We start from the raw sequence: 19,839 nt of genomic DNA on the forward strand, positions 1-19,839 counted from the left end.
ACTTCCTGCCAACTTCGGATGAGAAATATGATCCTATAATCAGCTTAAACGAACCCTCAAACAGGTCAAGAAAAAGAAAAGTGCTGCAATATCCTGGGAAAAAGCATTCTTTTCCGATGAACATTCGGTAAAACCTGATTTTTACGAACTTTTCCCTAAACTTGCCAAATTGTTCACCAGTTACAAGAACCCATCCTGCTTTTATTGGGAAATATGAAAGATTACATTCGCCCGATTTACCGCCTGCTCGTTGCCAACCGGGGCGAAATCGCCATCCGCATCATGCGGGCTGCGACCGAGCTGGGGATTACTACCGTCGCTGTTTACACGTATGAAGATCGTTATTCGCTTCACCGCTACAAAGCCGATGAAGCCTATCAGATTGGTCGCGATGATGAGCCTTTGAAGCCTTACCTGGATATTGAAGGTATTATTCAACTCGCCAAACGAAAAAAGATTGATGCGATTCATCCGGGATACGGTTTTCTGTCGGAAAACGTAACGCTGGCGCGCCGGTGCCGGGAGGAAGGCATCATTTTCGTTGGGCCGACGCCGGAGGCAATGGATGCACTGGGCGATAAAGTCCGGGCCAAAAACCTGGCAACCGAAGCCGATGTGCCGATGATTCCCGATAGCCGGATTGATTTGTCGGACTTTTCAGTGGCGCTGTCAGAAGCCAAACGGATCGGTTTTCCGGTAATGGTCAAGGCCGTCGCTGGTGGAGGAGGTCGCGGAATGCGGGTTGTTCGGCAGGAAGAAGACCTGGAAAAAGCCTACAACGAAGCGCGGAACGAAGCGAAAAATGCGTTTGGGGACGACACGATCTTCCTGGAAAAATTCGTGGTTGACCCCAAGCACATCGAAGTGCAGTTACTGGGTGATACCCACGGCAATATTGTTCACCTTTATGAGCGGGATTGTTCGGTACAACGTCGTTTTCAGAAGGTTGTTGAAGTGGCCCCTTCGTTCGGGCTACGGCAGGCTACCAAAAATAAGCTCTACGAGTACGCCCTGAAAATTGGAAAACAGGCGAATTATTCGAACGCCGGAACGGTGGAGTTTCTGGTTGATCGGAATGAGAACATTTACTTCATCGAAGTCAATCCGCGGATTCAGGTCGAACACACCATCACGGAAGAAGTGACAGGTATCGATCTGGTACGTACGCAGATTCTAATTGCGATGGGGTATAAGTTGTCGGACAACGGTATTTACATCAATCATCAGGATGAAATTCCGCTGAATGGATACGCCATTCAGTGTCGGGTCACTACCGAAGATCCCGCCAACGGTTTCCGTCCCGACTTTGGAACCATCATTGCCTACCGCAATGCTGCCGGTTTCGGGATTCGGCTGGACGAAGGCAGTTCGTATCCCGGCGTGAAAATTTCTCCTTATTTCGACTCGATGATCGTGAAAGTGTCATCGCGGGGCCGTACCCTCCGAGGGGCTACCCAGCGGTTGCTTCGGGCACTGGTCGAATTCCGGATTCGGGGGGTGAAAACGAATATTCCGTTTTTGCTGAATGTGATTGCGCACCCCATTTTCCAGCAGGGCGAGGCTCGGGTGTCGTTCATCGAAAATCATCCCGAACTGTTTGACTTACGCAAACCACAGGACCGTTCGACGCGGGCACTGAATTACCTGGCCGATGTGATTGTCAACGGCAATCCTGAGGTGAAAGTAAAGCCCGGTGCCAAGGATAAATTCCGCACGCCGGTTGTTCCGGTGTATGACAAATACGGCGACTGTCCCAAGGGCAACAAAGACCGGCTGAACGAGATGGGTCGGGAAAAATTCGTGGAGTGGGTTCGTGACCAAAAGCCGGTTTTGTACACCGATACGACGTTCCGCGATGGCCACCAATCACTGCTGGCAACCCGAGTCAGAACGCGGGATTTGCTGAACGTAGCCGAAGGATTCGCCAAAAATCACCCCGAACTTTTCTCCATGGAAGTATGGGGGGGGGCCACGTTTGATGTGGCCATGCGGTTTTTACACGAAAGCCCGTGGACGCGTCTGCAAAAATTCCGCGAAGCCATGCCGAATATGCTGCTACAGATGCTGTTTCGGGGGTCTAACGCGGTGGGGTACTCGGCTTATCCGGATAACCTGATTGAGAAATTTGTCGAGAAATCCTGGGAAAACGGGATCGACGTATTCCGGATTTTTGACTCGCTGAACTGGGTAGAAGCCATGAAGGTGAGCATCCGGGCCGTTCGCGAGCGTACCAATGCGCTGGCCGAAGCCGCCATCTGCTACACGGGTGATATGCTGGCTCCAGATCAGCAAAAATATACATTGCAGTATTACCTCGACATGGCTCGTCAGCTGGAAGACGAAGGGGCGCACCTGCTGGCCATCAAGGATATGGCGGGTTTGCTGAAACCGTTGGCGGCTGAGGTGTTGGTCCGGGAATTGAAAAAAGCCGTCAGCATTCCCATTCACCTGCACACGCACGATACATCGTCAATTCAGGCGGCAACGTACCTGAAAGCGGTCGATGCGGGGGTTGATATTATCGACTGTGCCCTGGGCGCGTTGTCGGGACTGACCTCGCAGCCGAACTTCAACTCAGTGGTGGCGATGTTGCAGGGCCACGAGCGCGAAAGTGCCATTGATCTGAACTCCCTGAATGCCTACTCGAATTATTGGGAAGATGTTCGGGAGTGGTATTATCCGTTTGAGTCAGGGATGAAAGCCGGAAGCGCGGAAGTGTACCAGAACGAAATCCCGGGTGGGCAGTATTCCAACCTGAAACCGCAGTCGATTGCGCTGGGGCTGGGCGATAAGTTCGAGACGTTGAAGAAGAATTACAGTGTTGTCAATCAAATGTTTGGCGACATTGTGAAGGTGACGCCTTCGTCGAAAGTGGTGGGCGACATGGCGCTGTTCATGACTTCGAACAACCTTACGGCCGACGATGTGATGAAAAAGGGTGCGTCGCTTTCGTTTCCGGAATCGGTGAAAGGCTTCTTCAAAGGCGAACTGGGGCAACCCTACGGCGGTTTTCCCCATGAACTTCAGGAAGTGATTCTGAAAGGAGATGACCCCCTGACCGGCCGGCCGAATGAAGAACTGAAGCCCATCAATTTTGACGAGGATTTCAAAAAATTCGAGGAGAAGTTTCCGCAAAACGAAGGTTTTCTGGATTACCTCTCGTACCAGATGTACCCGAAAGTGTACGAAGAATATTACAAAGCCGTTCAGGAACACGGCGACGTGAGTATTATTCCAACACCGGCCTTCCTGTACGGGTTGAAGGAAAATGAGGAAATTCTGATTGAGATTGACGAAGGGAAAAATATTCTGGTGCGGCTGTTGTACGTATCGGAGCCCGACGAGCAGGGATTGCGGACGGTTACGTTTGAACTCAACGGACAAAGCCGTCAGGTTCAGGTGCGCGACAAGTCGCAGAAGGTAGATTTCCAGGCCAACGCAAAAGTAAGCAAGGATGGCGATGTGGGTTCACCGTTGCAAGGGCGGTTGACAAAAATCCTGGTTAAGCCCGGCGATACCGTCAAGAAAAACCAGCCGTTATTTGTGATCGAAGCCATGAAAATGGAAAGCATTGTAGCGGCTCCCAAAGCAGGAACGGTCAAACAGGTGGTGCTCAAAGAAGGAACCGTTGTGGTTCAGGACGACTGGGTAATCGAACTGGAGTAATTCAATACCCTCCCCGAAACGCCAGTCTGGCGTTTCGGGGAGAAATTTCACCCTAAGTACGTCATTTGCGATCCGAGTGCCCGAGCGATTTTTCGGGATTCACCACATCGCGGATCAATTGCTTCAATTCTTTGATTTCCGGAAACCGTCCCGCTTCTTTCCGGTCGAAAATCTTCGTTCCGTCAATTTGCACCGAAAACCGTCCGCTGATTTCAGATGGGTGCAGCATAACGCCGTGAATATCATCCGTAAAGGTGGTTAAAATTTCCTGCGCCATCCAGGCCGAGCGCATCAGCCAGCCACACTTCGGGCAGTATTCGAGCGTAATTACGGGTTTCATTAATAGTGAAGAAAGGGGGTAGAAAGGAAGGAAGGAATAAAAACAGAAAAGGCAGTAAAGCCATTCATCCTTTCGTTCTTTTAACCTTTCCTTCCTTTTTTCCTTTCGTAAGCGCAAAGATTGTAAAAATCATTTCTTTAATCGTATTTACCTGTCACTAAACCATCTACGATTATGGAAAACCAACCGTATAACAACCCCGGTACACCTCCGCCTTATTCTCAGCTGAGCCCTTCTGACGAACGGCTGTGGGCGATGCTCGCGCACCTGAGTGCGCTGGGCGGTTTTATCATTCCTTTCGGGAACGTCATCGGGCCGCTGGTGGTCTGGCAAATTCAAAAGGATAAGTCAGCATTTGTAGATTACCACGGCAAGGAGTCAGTTAACTTTCAGATTACGGTAACAATTGGGTATTGCATTGGGCTGCTGCTCATCATTATCTTCATCGGTGTTCCAATACTGGTTGTGCTGGGCCTGCTTAGCGTTATTTTTTCTGTTCTGGCCGGTGTCAAAGCCAATAATGGGGAGTTTTACAACTATCCATTTTCCTTTCGCTTTATAAATTAACATTTCAGACGGAGCGGGTAGTCCTTCATAGGGTTAGTTTCGTATTTTTGTTGCTATCCTATTCGACACCAAGCTACTTTCTGAATGACTGTGTTTCCCACTGGCTTGCCAACCGCCGGACTGTTTTTTGGGGGCTTGCCCCGCATGGCCTTGTTAAAACTACTGCGACGGTTTGCGGCCTTTTTTCTGCCTTTTCTTTTTTTTCCGGATGTAGCCCTGGCGCAACAACATCCGTGGGGTACCTGGTTTATCGGTATTGTTCAACTGCCTGCCCGGGAACGGGGCTGGGGTGGTTTTTTTGAAGGACAACTCCGTTCCAATTCGCTGTTTGACGAGGTAAATTATTACGAGCTAAAAGGGGGTGTCAGTTACGATCTGGGCCCTGCTTTCTCGGCCATGATTGCCGGTGGACGGTACCATACCTATAATTACCGGGACCTGTCTGAAGGGCCACAATTGCTGGAAACCCGCTTGTGGGAGCAGCTCACTATGAGTCAGAATGTGGGCCGTCTGAAGTTTGAACACCGCTACCGGGTTGAACAACGTTGGTTTGGCGAGTCAACCCCCGAGCAGCTTGGTATTCAGGGGCGTTTCCGAAACCGGGCCCGTTACCGGCTCAATCTGATGATTCCGTTGAACGAAGAAACCATCAAGCCCGGAACGGTTTTCGTATCGCTGTACGACGAACTTTTCCTGAATCTGAAAGCGCCCCATTTGGAGCGAAACCGGGTGTATGCCGGATTGGGTTATCAGCTCGACCGAAACTGGATTGTACAGGGAGGTTGGGTGAGCCAGTATGATCAGGCTCCGGTTCGGTTGGGAACCAAAGACAATGTTGTCATCTCGATTATGTACCGGTTTGACCGCAAAAATGGCGCACGCATGCGCCTGCCTACTCCCGTTGATTGACATTTTTCAGCAGGGCAGGGTAGACAGATACGCCCGCGTATTGGCAAGTGAAACCGAAGGCTTGATCATGGCGGTCTGAAAGGGACGAAGCGGTTTGTTGTGCAGAACCTTATTCGGGAAATCCGGATTGGCAATGGCGTAGCGACCAATCGCCAGCAGATCGCCATGTCCGTCGTTGAGAATTGAGCTGGCCAGGTTCAGATCATGTAAACCGCCGTTGGCCATGACCGGACACGTCAGCAGGCTCCGGGCAATTCCGGTGGAAGAACGCCCATCGGCGTACTGGCATTCACGCTGCCAGTCACCGCCTTCGGCGGCAATGTGCAGGTAATCCGGAGCCGATTTTTTGACTTCCGCAAAAAGTGCTTCCGCCATTTCAGCCCCCTCTTCCCAGCGGTAAGCCAGGTTGTTTACTTTTCCTTCCGATAAGCGTACTCCAACGATAAAATTACTCGGTACAACGGCCCGGATGCCGGCAATAATTTCCGCCAGAAACCGAAACCGATTGGCCACTGTGCCGCCGTAGTGATCGGTGCGCTGGTTGGTATAAGAGGTGATAAACTGGTCGGGCAAATAGCCGTTGGCACCGTGAATTTCCACCCCATCGAAGCCCGCTGCAAGGGCGTTGCGGGCGGCTTGAATATACCCGTCGATGGTCATCTGAATGTCGGCCTGGCTCATCTCAGTCGGGCGCGTAAAGTGGGGGCGACCACCGGACGAAGCCGACGGTTTTCCGAGTGGCTGAATGGCCGAAGGAGCCAGGGTATGAGAGAGCACCTGCGACAACGCTCCGGCGTGCATGAGTTGACAGAGAAAAACCACCGGGTGTTTTTTGGTCCGTTGGGTGATTTTCTGCCAGGCATTTACCTGCTCCGGAGTAACGATGCCGGGCTGATTCGGATTACAAACGGAAGCGATAGCGTCGGTATAAACCCCTTCGGATAAAATGACCGCAAAACCGCCTGCGGCAAATGCCTCGTAATAATCACTCATCTCGTTGGTGGGGACACCCTGAGAGCTGGCACTGGTTCGGGTCATGGGGGCCACTACGAATCGGTTTACCAGCGAGTGATGACCTAGTGGGATCGTGTCGAAAAAAGAGCGCTGAGAATGTGTCATGCCTGTACTGATTGGTCGGCACAAAATTCCTCCGGACAGCGGACTTTTATCTTAAAGTAGGTTAATAAATTGGCTAAACCTGGTTTTAGAATTCGGACCGTTCCCGCCGGAGTTTGCTCAAAAAAACGGGAGTAATACCCAGATAGGCTGCAATATCTTTCAACGGAATCCGCTGAGCAAGGTGGGGGTAAATCGTCAGAAACTGCTCATACCGCTCTTTAGCAGGGATGCTAAAGGTAGTAATCACTCGCCGGGAAGTAGCAATGAGCGCATTCTGGTTGAGGAGCCGAAAGAAGGTCTCGATCTTGGGTACAACTTGGTAAAGCTGGTCCAGTGACGGTTTGTCAATCACCAGCAGCGTAACCGGTTCAACAGCCTGGATATTGAAAGAAGATGGCGTTTGGTTGATAAAGCTGTCTAAATCACCCGCCCACCAATCTTCCACCGAAAACCGCAAGATATGATCGGCTCCCTGATCATCGGTGTGGTAGGATTTCAGGCAACCTTTTACAACAAAACTTTCGTAGCGGCATACATCGCCCTGTTGCAGCAGATACTGTTTTTTCTTAAGAGTTCGGGGCGTAAAAAGCGTCTTGACGTGCGCAAACTCATCATCCGTCAGGGCGATTTTCTTCTCAATATGGGCCTGTAAAGCATCAAACATGGGTCAGTAGGTCGCCGGACGAACGGGTTACTTTAAAACCACGGGCGCCGAACCTTAAAGGAGCGTTTCAGTCCCCGAATGAGCAGAAAAGCGCCAAGTAAGCCAAAAATAATGGCCAGAACGCTGATGTGCAGAATCGCGAAAATAATAGCAACTCCAATAACCGGGATGGATGCTTTGAGCTGCCACGGGATGCGTTGCCACCAGTTCAGTTTTTTGCGCGGCTTGAGCCCCAGCATTTCCCGGAAGGTTTTCTTCTGACCGGGCTTCGGTTTGGGCCGTGGCTGCTGGGCCAGGGGAGTTGTTTGGGGGGCATGGGCTGAAGAGTTCACCAGGGTTGTGGTTGCCTGACGAATCCGTTGCGAAACCGATTGGCTGGGCAGAATCGCGGCTGATGAAGCATACGCTTCCGGCCCGGGTTTGGGCTGGGGGGCTTCTGCAACCAGCTGAGCCCAATCATCCGTCGGAAGATTGACTGAATCCGGCATCACTGGGGTTGGGTGTGCTGCCTTGACCGAGCGAAAAGACTCAACGGGAATAGGCTGAAATCGCGCATACGGACGATGACAGGAAGCGGCAAAAAAACAGCAGGCAACGGCAAGGGGGGCAAGGGCACTTTTTCTCATCAGGCTGAATAACGATTCAGAATGCAAAACCTTCACTTACAACGAAACCAATCCGCCGGTTTATACTTTCCAAACCAGAAATTATGGTCCAAAAAAAGACCTGTACGGTTTTTTATTCCTTACAGGTCTGATAGCCAATGGCTTAAGATCGTTTTCTTTTTGCAGATTATTTGGGCGCCGTACCACTCTGCGGAGCGGTTGCTGGCTGCTGCTGGGCCGGTGCCTGCAAGCCCGGACCCGTCGTTGTTTTCGAGGAGGCTGCATCAACGTTCGCGCTGTTGATGGTAGACCCAACGGGATTACGGTCGATGATGATGTAGGTCGAGAGCGTCAGAACCATGATTGCCAGACCAAGTCCCCAGGTAATCTGCTCCAGAATATCCGTCGTTTTTTTGACACCCATCAGCTGGTTGGAACCCAGACCACCGAATTCGCCGGCCAAACCGCCCCCTTTGGAGTTTTGAATCAGTACTGCCAGAATCAACAGTACGGTACAGATACAAATTAATACAATGATTGCCGTTAGCATTTTTGATTCAACCTTACGGTTATTTTAAGAGATGCGTATATATAAAAGGAGTAAAATTACTGGTCTTGCGGTTTCTTTAATGCTGCAATTTTCTCCGCAAAATAAACCTTTTTTTCCGGATTTTTCAACATTAGTTTGACGTAAATGTCAATGGCACGGTCGGGCTTTCCCTGCTGAGCAAGGATTCGGGCAAAGGCCTCGGTAACCGGTGTTCCGCTGTTGGTGGGCATTCGGCGGGTCAGATCTTCCTGATCGGTCTGCTCACTGGCGTGGGGGCGTGGGCGCTGAATAGACGGTTCCCGTTTGATGAAATCGTCGATGATCTGAAGTTGCCGGTTTCGCTCGGGATCAACTGGTGCAGCGGCTGGCGCTGGCTCTTCCGGTTCGCGTTGCTCCAGCGTGGTTTGAACGGCGTTTTCGGTCAGAATGGCCTTGTCAATGATCGGGAGACGATCATCAACCGGCTCGGGAGCTGCTTCTACGGTTTCGTTTGCCACGCTTTCTTCAATCCGTGGCTCTTCAAAACCGACAGATTTTGCAAAATCAAAGATCGGATTGGCAAAGAATGTATGGCTTTGTTCGGCTTTCTTCTTGAAGAGCTCGTAGCTTTCTTTCTTGTAATCGTCGGGAATCGGGACCTGCTTGAGCGAGAGTTCGTTCAGGCGACTCAGCAGATTTTCGGACCACTGAAATTCGTTTTCGATTAGCTTGCGGAGCGCGTTCCGACTCAGGGCGTGGGCGGCTGCCTGCCGAATGGGTTCGACGGCGTGGCTTTTCTGATGAATAGAAGTGGCTTTGGCCGCCAGCAGGTACAGCGACTGACAATAGGGAAAGGCGCCAATGGCGTCCTTCAGGGGTTGTAAATCCGCGGGCAATAGTTCTTCGGGGTGGGTTACCCAAAAAGAAAAGGTTTCTTTATCCAATTTGTTCATTGGAAGCAGGATTCGGGAGGTGGTGTCGCTGTGGTCAAATTTAACAAATTGTTACCACTTTCGCCTTCCGATGTTCAGTTAAAAATTAAACGATGAAACAGCCTGGCTACGGTGGCTACCAATCGGCGGCTGTTTTATTAAAAATATCTAAAACGAGTTGGTCCTGAATTTTGGGCAGCAAACTGCCTTCGCTCTGGGAGAGAGTTCGGTTGGCCGGGAAATCCTGGTAAAATGAAAACGGCTGATCAAAATTTTTGCTTTCGTCTTTGGCGTTGGAAAACCGTACCTGAACCGTCACCTGCAAGCGGTTTTGGGCCGCCTGATCCGAAGCCGTTGCCGCCACCGGAAGTACATCATAACCAGAAATCGAGCCTTCCAGGATGATATCACCGTTGTTCGGAACCACCTTCAGGCTGGTATAGCGCTGGTAGTATTCCTTCAGCTTTTCCGTAAACTGAATCGGTAGATTGGCCGGTCCTCCCGCTGCGGTCGTGGTAAAGGTATTGACCGTAATGGTTTTGATGTTTGGGTCCAGCGTGGTTCCGGTAAACGAATATTTCCCGCAGGAGAGAATGAAAAATGAAGCGTTAAAAAGTAAAAACAAAGCAAAGCTGCTTTTGAAGCTCTTCGTTTTACTTTTTAACGCTTCACCATTGATTGACTTAATCTTCTTCATCAATTTGGTATTGTTTGATCTTCCGGTATAATGTCCGTTCGGAGATGCCAAGTGCCTGAGCTGCGTATTTTCGTTTGTTATTATTGCGCCGTAAAGCCTTGACAATCATTTCCTTTTCCTTTTTCTCCAGCGACAACGAATCATCTTCTTCCGTTTCGTGCGTGATGTCTTCGACCGTCACATCGTTGGCGTGGTCATCGGAGTCATACTCATCCACGTCGATCCGGTTGCTGGGGGGTAACAGGCGCGGCAGGCTCGATTCCGGCTCGGGCATCAGGTCGTTGGTCTGCAACGTCTCGAAGAGTTCCTTGTTGTTTTTCAGGATTTCGTGCCCGTTTTGTTCGTTTTTCAGCACATCGAGCACCAGCCGCTTCAGATCGTTCATGTCCCGGCGCATATCGAACAGCACTTTATACAGGAGTTCGCGCTCGGAAATAGCGTTGGCATCGGTGGGGGCTCCGGGCCAGACCATCGGTGCCTGGGGGGCCTGCGATGAAACCGCCGGCAAGTATTTGGCCAGCGTTTCAGCTTCAATGATCCGGTTGCTTTCCGACTCAAGAATAGAAATCTGCTCCGCAATGTTTTTTAGTTGCCGGATGTTGCCCGGAAACGGATACCGCAGCAGCAACAGCTTGGCGGCTTCCGACAACTGGACCGGATTGATGCGGTACCGCTCGGCAAAATCAGTTGTAAACTTCCGGAACAGCAGTTCAATATCTTCACCCCGTTCGCGTAAGGGCGGAACGAAGATCGGCACGGTGTTCAGACGGTAGTACAAATCTTCCCGAAATTTGCCCTGTTCGACCGCTGCCAGCAAGTTGACATTGGTAGCCGCCACTACGCGCACGTCCGTCTTTTGCACTTTGGACGAACCAACGCGGATGAACTCCCCGTTTTCGAGGACCCGCAGCAGCCGGGCTTGGGTTCCCATTGGCATTTCTCCAATTTCGTCGAGGAAAATGGTGCCGCCGTTGGTGGTTTCGAAGTAGCCCTTCCGCTGGTCGACCGCCCCGGTAAAGGACCCCTTTTCGTGTCCAAACAGTTCAGAATCAATGGTTCCCTCGGGAATGGCTCCGCAGTTGATGGCAATAAACTGACCATGTTTGCGGCTGCTCAGGCTATGAATAATTTTGGAAAAAGACTCTTTTCCGCTTCCGCTTTCGCCTGTTATCAATACGGTCAGATCTGTGGCGGCCACCTGAATGCCTACGTTGATGGCGTAATTCAGACTCGGCGCATTCCCAATGATGCCGAACCGCTGCTTAACCGACTGTATTTCTCGTAAATCCATAGGGTAGGAAAATGGGGAACGCTTACACCACGGTACCCAGCAACGTTGCAGCCGTGCAATCCGTTACCAGCACATTGACGTACTGTCCTTTCTGGTGATTTCCTTTCGGAAAAACCACCATTTTATTTTGATCATTACGGCCACTCAGAAAATCGTCGGAACGCTTCGAAGGCCCTTCGATCAGCACGCGCTGTACGTTGCCGATGTGGCGCTGGTTGCGTTCGAGCGACATATTCCGTTGCAGGGCAATAATTTCGTTCAGGCGACGGATTTTGACCTCATACGGCACATCGTCGGCGTATTTTCGGGCCGCGGGCGTTCCGGGGCGTTCCGAATAGGCAAACATGTACCCATAATCGTACCGGGCGTATTCCATCAGCGAGAGCGTATCCTGGTGTTCTTCCTCGGTTTCGGAGCAGAAACCTGAAATCATATCGTGAGAAATACCGCAGTCCTCACCCAGAATGGTGCGAATCCGGTCGATTTTCTGCATGTACCAGGCCCGGTCGTAGGTTCGGTTCATGAGCTTGAGAATCCGGTCGTTACCGCTCTGGGCGGGCAGGTGAATGTAGTTGCAAATGTTAGCGTATTTCGCCATCGTATGCAATACATCGTCGGTAATGTCCTTCGGGTGCGAAGTTGAAAACCGTACGCGCAGCTCCGGATCGACGAGGGCCACCCGCTCCAGCAGCTGGGCAAAATTGACGTTCTCGGTACCATCGGCGGAAGTCCACTTGTAACTATCCACGTTCTGGCCCAGCAACGTTACTTCTTTGTAGCCAGCCGCTGCCAGCTCCTGGGCTTCCCGCACGATGGAAAGAGCGTCGCGGCTGCGTTCGCGGCCTCGCGTGTAGGGAACCACGCAGAAGCTGCACATGTTGTCGCACCCCCGCATGATGGAAATAAACGCCGTTACGCCGTTGGAATTCAGGCGGATTGGCGAGATGTCGGCGTACGTTTCTTCCCGTGATAAAAACACATTGACGGCTTTCTGCCCCGTTTCGGCATCTTCCACCAATTTTGGAATATCGCGGTAGGCATCCGGCCCGGCCACAATATCCACTATTTTTTCTTCTTCCAGCAACTTCGCTTTCAAGCGTTCGGCCATACAGCCAAGCATGCCGACGAGCAGTTCCGGTTTTCGTTTTTTCAGCGTGTTCAATTGTTTCAGCCGGTTGCGAACCTTCTGCTCGGCATTGTCGCGAATAGCGCAGGTATTCAGGAAAATAACATCGGCTTCGTCGGCGGTTGCGGTGGTGGCAAAGCCTGCATTCCGCATCACCGATGCAACGATTTCACTATCCGAGAAATTCATCTGGCAGCCGTAGCTTTCGATGTAAAGCCGTTTTTTGCCCACTGCCAGTTCTTCCTCCAGGACGCGCGGTTCGTCCGTGCTTACTTTATCGGCTTCCGTTAATATGGATAAGGTCTCCGTAATGCGTTCCATACAATAATTGGGTCTGAGCAGTTTTTCGGTGAACGGTTTTCTAGTTACGGTTTGAAGCTACTTTAAAACCGAAAACTGTATACCGCAAACCAATCCCTACCCGTCAAATTAAGCGGCAAAGATACGAAGATTTTGGGGAACTGTGACAGTTTGTCAGGTAGGAAAGTGAGGGCACCGCAAACTGTTAGAAGGGATAGCCAATTCCGAAGTTGATAACGAGCGGGTTGGGCCCCCGAAACAGTTTGTCGAAACGGAATTTGGGCAGAATAAACCGTTCATCAATGAATTCGCCGGGACTTTTTCCTTCTACAATATAGTTGTTTTGGGTGGGATCGTAAATGAAATACCGGGCGGGATCAAACACTTTGATGGCACCGTCGAACCGAATAATGAAAAATGAAAAGTCAATGCGTAAACCAATGCCCGTGCCGACGGCAATCTGCTGGAGAAAATTACGGGATATATAATCGCTGTTCGATTTACGGAACAGGAAGTTTTCACCCATCCGGTTGGCATTGTCGCGCAAGGTCCAGACGTTTCCAGCGTCGATAAAAAAGGCTCCGTTGATATCACCGCCCAGGTGAAAGAGGTGGGTTCGCAATTCGGCCGATGCTTCGATAAGCACATCGCCCGGCTGTTCAAAATCGTAGCGGAATTGGCCGTTTGACTTGCTATCCGGATCTTCATTTCGATTCCTTCTGAAGTCGGGAACCAGAATATCTTCGGGCTGGGTATACGGAATGGAGGAGCCAGGGCCAAGTCGGCGCGGAAGCCAGGCCCGAACGCTGTTACTCCCACCGGCAAAAAATAATTTTTCGTAAGGGGCGGTTTTGTTGGCACCGTAGCCGTAGATAAGACCCGTGTTGAAACGGAAGGCCAGCGAAGTTTTGGAACGTAAAGGAATGTAATGCCGAAAATCGACATTGGCTCGCAGGTATTTGTAGTACTGCAAACCGGTTGAATCGGTTCGGTTAAAGAAGGAGTCCAGTTGTTTCTCATTGAATAAATTCAGAGTTGTTCCTCCCGACTCCATCGACATGCGTAAAAAGTTCGCCCGGCGATTCTGTCCCTGCACATTGGTGTTGCGTGTGTAGATGAAACCGATACTGGAAGCAAAGGCATTCTGAAAACTGGTTTTGATGGTACTTCCTTGACCGGCTAAATCGTCTAAATATTTGCGGAAAGAATTACCAACCGCATCATTTTTTATGCTGGCTTTCAAGTAGTTAATATCGGAAATGATAAAGTTGAACTGTTCCGTATTATTTTTTAACCAGTTGTAGGACATCGTCGCGCGTAATAGCCTTCGTCCGTATTCCGGGCGGCTGGCATAATTATAACCCAGGCTAATCTGGGTGCGAGGGCTAAGTCGATTGAAAAGAAAACGGCTCTTTCCGGGAAATAGAATGTGCGGGAATATCAGAGAGGTGTTCAAGCCAAATTCCTGCGCAAAGTATATTTTCCCCCGATTAACATCGGTAAAGCCCGTTGTTGCTTCAATACCGTAGCGCAGCGCGGTTTCGAAAGTGCCGAGGCCACCGAAAATGTTGTGAATACGAAACGAGAAGTTGCCGAAAGGTCCGGGAAATCCCTGCCCCTGATACAAAACAAAAATGCCGCCCTCAGTGGTTAGTTCGTATTTGTCGATGGGAATCAGGTTAATCCGGGTTCGCAACTGACGGTTGGTCGTGTCCGTAAAGCTGATGTTGGCAAAACTGAATTGGTTGAGCAGAAACAACTGCCGTTGTGTATCCTGAAAATTCTTGAGACGATACAGGCTGTCGGGCCGCAGAAAAATTCGGCTGTCGAGCAACCGCATCGAATACTGCTGCCGCCCCATGTAAAACCATAACCGGTCGTGACGCACCGTATCAACCGAGAAGCGATCTTCCGAACGAACGACGCGAACTTCCACTTCGCCGATTTTAAAAACCGGGTGCTCGGATTTACCCGGCGGGTTGGCAATCCGGACCCACATGTTGAGGTTGCGCCGATTGGAGTCGATGCTGCGTACCGAATCCACATCGAGGGGCAACGGAATGTATTGCCGGGTAAAACCGTAGTATCCGTTGTTGCGAAGTAATTCTTCGATCCGGATGCGTTCGGCTTCGATTTTGTCGGCATCGTAGCGTTCGCCGGTTTTAAGATGGGAAGCACGGTCGAGGGTCGGGCGGACAATGGAGTCGACGCGCGGATCGGCAATTTCGTACGTAATCTGGTTGAGGTGGAACGGAATATTTTCCTGAATCCGGTACGTAACCCGAATCCGGCGGCCCAGCGCCCGGGTGCTGTCGATGGTATAAGATACGTTGCCCCGCAAAAAGCCCTTGTTAAACAGATACCGCTGCATTTTCTGCGCGTTTTCTTTGGCATCTTCCTCGTAGAAGTAGGCTGGAGGTTCGCCCAGCGAGCGCATCACCCAGTTGCCTTCATCCACCCGCCGACGCAGGCGGGTCAGCGCGCGATTGTAGCGCTTGAGCTGCCGCCGGTACGACCGGGTAGAATCCGGTTTTTCGGTGAACTGGTCGTATTCTTTGCGCTTTTCGTCCAGTGCACGTTGGGCGGCTTCTTTGTCGAACGTGCGTGCCCCCAGTTGGTAAAACCAGAGCGCGGGTGTGATGGGCAAACGCAGAATCCGGCGGTTGGGACGTTGCGGAATCAGGGCATCCAGTTCGGAGCTTGGAAGCGTCTTGTTACCCCTGATAGTCTGACTGTAGAGCAGGTATTGATTTTTTTGTAACTTTTCCGAACTAACACAGCCTGCTACCAACGCAAGCAGCCCAAGTAGCAGAAGCAAAGAAGTGGCTGAATTACGGAGTCGAAGCGACGGATTACGGTAATTTCGCCGTAATTCGCAGTTTGTACGCATACCGGTACCCCGGTTGTAATCCAATTTTCTCTTCATGCTCTCAAAATCACTTAGCAAATATATTCAGTCCCTGCATCAGAAAAAATACCGGCAGGAGCACGGGGCTTTTTTGGTCGAAGGAAGTATCAACGTTCTCGAACTTTGTGCGTCGAATTATCAAATCGAACTTCTGCTGGTAACGGAGGACTTTTACCGGGAAAACGGTCCGCAACTCGATAAACAACGGACTCGCCTGGAAATAGTTACGGCGGATGAGCTGAAACGCGTTGGTTCGCTGGTGGTCAACGACAGCAGCCTGGCCGTTGCGAAAACGAAAGAAAACCACTTTTTGAGCGCCGATCCCGACGAGTTTGTGCTGATGCTGGACGATATCCGCGACCCGGGTAACCTGGGAACGATCATCCGCATTGCCGACTGGTACGGCATTCGGAAGCTGATCTGTTCGCCATCAACGGCGGATGTCTACAATCCCAAGGTTATTTCGGCCAGCAAGGGTTCCTTCACGCGGGTCGAGTGGTATTACTGCCCGCTCAGTACCTACCTGAGCGAACGGGCTGGTCAGCCGGTTTTCGGCGCTTTTTTGGACGGAGCCAATGTGCACACACAGGTCTTCGGGAAGTCGGGATACATCATTCTGGGAAATGAAGCCAACGGAATTAGTGAGGAGGTTGAGCGGTTTGTTAATCAGCGGATTACGATTCCGCGGTACGGCCAAGCTGAGTCGTTGAATGTCGGCATTGCTACGGCGGTGATCTGCGACAACCTGCGCCGGTCGGTCGGCCCAAAATAAAAGTAGCCCTGTTCAGAGCAAGGCTACTTTTACTACTTTCTTAACCTAAACTAAATGTACATAGTACATACAAAAGTACAACGGGAAGCCTGCTGTGCATTTACCCCAATTTGGGGGATTTATGGAACCGGATCGATGGCGTAATTTTGCGAAATAGGGGGATTTTATCCCCCAAACCGGATGAGGACGATTCTGTGCATTTTATGGCTCTTCCTGAACGGGGTGACGGTGTTCGCCCAGGTTACTAATAATTTGCCGCGTGGCAATTCAATCGAGTCGCGGGGGGCGGTGATGCAGTTCCTCGATCAGATCTCGGTCGACAATGGGTTGTCACAGAGTGAAGTATACTGTATTTTAAAAGATAGCCGTGGCTATGTCTGGTTTGGAACCCAGGACGGTTTGAATCGGTACGATGGATACCAGATTACGCATTTCAAACACAATCCTTTCGATACCACCTCGCTTTCCCACGATCAGATTACATCGTTGCACGAAGATGCCCGCGGAAAAATCTGGGTGGGCACGGTTAATGGCCTGAATCAGTATGATCCGCTGACCGGGCAGTTTCGGCGCAGCTGGGATTTGCTCGAATCCGGACAGCGACGCTATAGCCTGACCACCATCAACGCCATCAAGTCGGATCGCTTCGGAACCTTGTGGCTGGCCACCAGCTGGGGACTCAAACGACTGGTTATTCGGGATAATACCCACTACGACGTTACGCATTACACGGTTGAAAGCGATGACGACCGGCGGGCGCAAATGGTGAATGCCCTGCTGATCGACTCAACGGGGATGCTGTGGATCGGAACGGGCGATGGACTGGCCCAGCTGCCCATTACCCGGCCTGTTGCTACCACCGATCCCATCAGGGTAACGCTCGTTGCCTACACGCTGAACCGGCAGTATCGACTGCCCGATACCTGGGTGAAAACCATGGCGCAGGACGACTACGGGACGATTTGGGTGGGAACGGCCGCCGGGGTGGCGCGCATCAACCCCGTATTGAAACAATCTGAAAGCTACCCCGAGATTGATGCCCTGACGGGGAATAAAGCCGTGGCTTCCCTCCACATCGACCGGTATCGCATGTTGTGGATCGGAACCGCCCAGGGGGGGATTTTTCGGTATAAAATTGCCAGTGACCAGCATGTACGCTACGTCAATAGCATTCAGGAAGATTTGTACGGCAAGAAAGGCTTGAAAACCAGTTTTATCAACACGATTTACGAAGGGCCAGCCCCACGCGAAGATGTTGTCTGGATCGGGACGCACGATGCCGGGGTGCAGGTCTACAGTCGTTCTAAAAATTCCTTCCGGCAATGGCCCATTATCACAAATCAAAAGCAATCGTCGGCGGCTGGTCTGGTGTTTGCGGTATCAACCGATCATGCCGGTAAACTGTGGATTGGAACGCATGAAGGCTTGCTCCAGGTTGATCGCCTAACCTCGGCCACGCAACGGTTTCGGGCCAATCCGACCGATCCGCACAGCATTGGCAGTGATAAAATCCAGAGCCTGCTCGAAGACCGGGAGGGTAATTTCTGGGTGGGCAACACCGAAGGGCTGTTTCGGTACGACCGGGCGCGGAACCGTTTTGATCGCCGGTTGTCCGGCATGGGCCGGGTGATGACCGCCAAAGGCATCGAAAAAGGGGACGGCGTGTTGAGTTTATACCAGGACAAGGCGGGGAATCTGTGGGTTGGGGGCTACTCCAGCTTGCGCCGGATTGACGCCAGAACCGGCCAGGTGACCAGCTATTTCCACGATCCGAAAGACCCCAACAGCCTGCGGGCTTTTATCGTATACGCTATTCAGGAAGATCGCCGGGGCATGATCTGGGTAGGAACGGGTTTTGGTCTGAACAGAATAGACGTTAAAACCGGCAAAATCACTCATTACAAAAACAACCCGAAAGATCCGCACAGCCTGATGGGGGAGCAGGTGCTGGGTTTTCTGCGGGACAGCAAAGAACGGTTTTGGGTTTGCAGCAACAAGGGCCTGAGTCAAATGGTAGTTGGCCCCCGGGGGCAAGAACGGTTTATCCATTACACCGAGCAGAACGGTTTGCCGAACGAACTGGTATACGGAGCCCTGGAAGATGAGCGGGGGCGGATCTGGATGAGTACCAACCTCGGGTTATCGTGTTTTGATCCGGAAGCCAAGAAATTTGAAAACTACGACATCAATGACGGACTAACGATCAACGAATTCAACATGAATGCCTACCACCGGGCCGCCGACGGGGAACTGTTTTTTGGCGGCATTGGGTCGCTGGTGAGCTTCCTGCCGATGCGCATGGTTCGGAACCGCCATTTACCCCGCACGGTTTTAACCTCCTTCAAGAAGTTTGAAAAACCGGTGTATGTCGACAGCCTGCTGGCCCGCAACGGTCGAATTGAAATCCTGCCGGGCGAAAACTTCTTTTCGTTTTCGTTTGCCGCCCTTGATTACACCAACTCCCACAAGAACCAGTATGCGTATAAACTGGAGGGCTTTCATGAAGGCTGGATCGACAGCGGAACGCGCCGGTACGTGAGTTTTACGAATCTGAAGCCGGGCGATTACGTCCTGAAAGTGCGGGGGTCCAACAGCGATGGGGTGTGGAACGATGCCAACATGCTCCGGATTCCGATTACGGTGCTGCCTCCTTTCTGGCAAACTTGGTGGTTTCTGGTGGTGCTCGTGACGGTACTCAGCGGCATAATCTGGCTGGTTTACAACTACCGGGTGCGGAAACGGGTCAAACACCTGCTGGAACTGGAACGGGTGACGCTGGCTGAAAACGAACGGGTACGGAAAATGGCTGCTCAGGATTTGCACGACGAGTTTGGTAACACGATTACGCGCATTTCGATGCTGACCGAAATCATCAAAAGTAAATTGAACGGTCACGGGGCCGACATTGCCCCCCTGCTGACCAAAATCAGCGACAACAGCAACCGGCTCTACCAGGGAACCAAAGATTTTATCTGGGCGATCAACCCCGAGCACGATAATTTTCTGGAAATTGCCATTCGATTGAAAGATTTCGGCGACGACGTGTTTGATCGAAGCCACATTACGTTTGAAGCCGTTGGCATAACGGACGATTTGCGAAAAGCCGTACTGCCGATGGGCACGAGTCGCCACCTGATTTTTCTGTTCAAGGAAGCCATGAGCAACACCTTGAAACATTCGCAGGCCACGGTTTCGCAGATTCATTTTGCGATGCTGAATCGGCGGATCGAGGTGCAGTGGAAAGACAATGGCATCGGCATGCAGGCTACCAGCAAATCGTCGGTCGGCAATGGCCTGCACAACATCCGTAGCCGGGCCGAAAAAATTGGTGGCAAGGTTGATATTTCGTCCGAAGCTATGATCGGCACCACGATCCTGTTTCGGATGGATATCCCGCACATTGGGTGAAAAACC

The 19,839-nt window shown here is 51.4% G+C and carries 15 protein-coding genes; 5 read left to right on the forward strand and 10 right to left on the reverse strand.

What is annotated here, in order from left to right; genetic code table 11:
* Nucleotides 1-213 precede the first annotated feature (213 nt).
* On the forward strand, nt 214-3,666 hold the full coding sequence (locus ACYVH9_RS23370; RefSeq protein ID WP_460638832.1) for a pyruvate carboxylase: 3,453 nt from the start codon (nt 214-216) through the stop codon (nt 3,664-3,666).
* A 61-nt stretch (nt 3,667-3,727) separates the two neighbouring features.
* On the opposite strand, the gene ACYVH9_RS23375 is transcribed toward ACYVH9_RS23370, so the two are convergent.
* Nucleotides 3,728-4,006, reverse strand: coding sequence for an Rdx family protein (locus ACYVH9_RS23375; protein WP_460638833.1), 279 nt, complete (start codon nt 4,004-4,006; stop codon nt 3,728-3,730).
* Nucleotides 4,007-4,180: 174 nt separating this feature from the next.
* On the opposite strand from ACYVH9_RS23375, the gene ACYVH9_RS23380 reads away from it, so the two are divergent.
* Complete coding sequence (locus ACYVH9_RS23380; RefSeq protein ID WP_460638834.1) at nt 4,181-4,573, forward strand: DUF4870 domain-containing protein; 393 nt, start codon at nt 4,181-4,183, stop codon at nt 4,571-4,573.
* Nucleotides 4,574-4,657: 84 nt separating this feature from the next.
* Nucleotides 4,658-5,482 (forward strand): DUF2490 domain-containing protein, encoded by an 825-nt coding sequence (locus tag ACYVH9_RS23385; protein WP_460638835.1) that lies wholly within the window; start codon nt 4,658-4,660, stop codon nt 5,480-5,482.
* Between the two features lie 6 nt (nt 5,483-5,488).
* Here ACYVH9_RS23385 and ACYVH9_RS23390 read toward each other — a convergent pair whose 3' ends face one another.
* The 9 genes from ACYVH9_RS23390 to tamL all read right to left on the reverse strand — a co-directional run bounded on the left by ACYVH9_RS23390 (nt 5,489) and on the right by tamL (nt 15,671).
* Nucleotides 5,489-6,601 carry an oxidoreductase gene (locus ACYVH9_RS23390; RefSeq protein WP_460638836.1) on the reverse strand — a complete coding sequence of 371 codons (1,113 nt, stop codon included), beginning with the start codon at nt 6,599-6,601 and terminating at the stop codon, nt 5,489-5,491.
* A gap of 85 nt (nt 6,602-6,686) precedes the next feature.
* Nucleotides 6,687-7,265 (reverse strand): Crp/Fnr family transcriptional regulator, encoded by a 579-nt coding sequence (locus tag ACYVH9_RS23395; protein WP_460638837.1) that lies wholly within the window; start codon nt 7,263-7,265, stop codon nt 6,687-6,689.
* Between the two features lie 32 nt (nt 7,266-7,297).
* Complete coding sequence (locus ACYVH9_RS23400) at nt 7,298-7,891, reverse strand: hypothetical protein (protein ID WP_460638838.1); 594 nt, start codon at nt 7,889-7,891, stop codon at nt 7,298-7,300.
* A 166-nt stretch (nt 7,892-8,057) separates the two neighbouring features.
* On the reverse strand, nt 8,058-8,375 hold the full coding sequence (gene secG / locus ACYVH9_RS23405; RefSeq protein ID WP_460638839.1) for a preprotein translocase subunit SecG: 318 nt from the start codon (nt 8,373-8,375) through the stop codon (nt 8,058-8,060).
* Nucleotides 8,376-8,476: 101 nt separating this feature from the next.
* On the reverse strand, nt 8,477-9,352 hold the full coding sequence (locus ACYVH9_RS23410) for a hypothetical protein (protein WP_460638840.1): 876 nt from the start codon (nt 9,350-9,352) through the stop codon (nt 8,477-8,479).
* Nucleotides 9,353-9,467: 115 nt separating this feature from the next.
* Nucleotides 9,468-10,028, reverse strand: a complete 561-nt coding sequence (locus tag ACYVH9_RS23415) for an LptE family protein (RefSeq protein ID WP_460638841.1) — start codon at nt 10,026-10,028, stop codon at nt 9,468-9,470.
* Nucleotides 10,015-11,319: a sigma-54 interaction domain-containing protein gene (locus tag ACYVH9_RS23420; RefSeq protein WP_460638842.1), complete on the reverse strand. Its 1,305-nt coding sequence runs from the start codon at nt 11,317-11,319 to the stop codon at nt 10,015-10,017. The genes ACYVH9_RS23415 and ACYVH9_RS23420 overlap by 14 nt, the downstream gene beginning before the upstream one ends.
* Nucleotides 11,320-11,341: 22 nt before the next feature.
* Entirely contained in the window at nt 11,342-12,766 is a 1,425-nt protein-coding gene (gene miaB / locus ACYVH9_RS23425; protein WP_460638843.1) for a tRNA (N6-isopentenyl adenosine(37)-C2)-methylthiotransferase MiaB, read from the reverse strand.
* 184 nt (nt 12,767-12,950) lie between these two features.
* Nucleotides 12,951-15,671 carry a translocation and assembly module lipoprotein TamL gene (tamL, locus tag ACYVH9_RS23430; RefSeq protein ID WP_460638844.1) on the reverse strand — a complete coding sequence of 907 codons (2,721 nt, stop codon included), beginning with the start codon at nt 15,669-15,671 and terminating at the stop codon, nt 12,951-12,953.
* Between tamL and ACYVH9_RS23435 the strand changes: the two genes are divergently transcribed.
* A complete protein-coding gene (locus ACYVH9_RS23435; RefSeq protein ID WP_460638845.1) occupies nt 15,670-16,425 on the forward strand; it encodes a TrmH family RNA methyltransferase in 756 nt (251 codons plus the stop codon). The genes tamL and ACYVH9_RS23435 overlap by 2 nt on opposite strands.
* A 180-nt stretch (nt 16,426-16,605) precedes the next feature.
* A complete protein-coding gene (locus tag ACYVH9_RS23440) occupies nt 16,606-19,833 on the forward strand; it encodes a sensor histidine kinase (protein ID WP_460638846.1) in 3,228 nt (1,075 codons plus the stop codon).
* Nucleotides 19,834-19,839: the final 6 nt, after the last annotated feature.

Source organism: Larkinella harenae (genome assembly GCF_054780515.1).

Bases quoted from the DNA above. Each gene is read 5' to 3' on its own strand.
- ACYVH9_RS23370 (WP_460638832.1), top strand. From the start codon at position 214: ATGAAAGATTACATTCGCCCGATTTACCGCCTGCTCGTTGCCAACCGG.
- ACYVH9_RS23375 (WP_460638833.1), bottom strand. From the start codon at position 4,006: ATGAAACCCGTAATTACGCTCGAATACTGCCCGAAGTGTGGCTGGCTG.
- ACYVH9_RS23380 (WP_460638834.1), top strand. From the start codon at position 4,181: ATGGAAAACCAACCGTATAACAACCCCGGTACACCTCCGCCTTATTCT.
- ACYVH9_RS23385 (WP_460638835.1), top strand. From the start codon at position 4,658: ATGACTGTGTTTCCCACTGGCTTGCCAACCGCCGGACTGTTTTTTGGG.
- ACYVH9_RS23390 (WP_460638836.1), bottom strand. From the start codon at position 6,601: ATGACACATTCTCAGCGCTCTTTTTTCGACACGATCCCACTAGGTCAT.
- ACYVH9_RS23395 (WP_460638837.1), bottom strand. From the start codon at position 7,265: ATGTTTGATGCTTTACAGGCCCATATTGAGAAGAAAATCGCCCTGACG.
- ACYVH9_RS23400 (WP_460638838.1), bottom strand. From the start codon at position 7,891: ATGAGAAAAAGTGCCCTTGCCCCCCTTGCCGTTGCCTGCTGTTTTTTT.
- ACYVH9_RS23410 (WP_460638840.1), bottom strand. From the start codon at position 9,352: ATGAACAAATTGGATAAAGAAACCTTTTCTTTTTGGGTAACCCACCCC.
- ACYVH9_RS23415 (WP_460638841.1), bottom strand. From the start codon at position 10,028: ATGAAGAAGATTAAGTCAATCAATGGTGAAGCGTTAAAAAGTAAAACG.
- ACYVH9_RS23420 (WP_460638842.1), bottom strand. From the start codon at position 11,319: ATGGATTTACGAGAAATACAGTCGGTTAAGCAGCGGTTCGGCATCATT.
- miaB (WP_460638843.1), bottom strand. From the start codon at position 12,766: ATGGAACGCATTACGGAGACCTTATCCATATTAACGGAAGCCGATAAA.
- ACYVH9_RS23435 (WP_460638845.1), top strand. From the start codon at position 15,670: ATGCTCTCAAAATCACTTAGCAAATATATTCAGTCCCTGCATCAGAAA.
- tamL (WP_460638844.1), bottom strand. From the start codon at position 15,671: ATGAAGAGAAAATTGGATTACAACCGGGGTACCGGTATGCGTACAAAC.
- ACYVH9_RS23440 (WP_460638846.1), top strand. From the start codon at position 16,606: ATGAGGACGATTCTGTGCATTTTATGGCTCTTCCTGAACGGGGTGACG.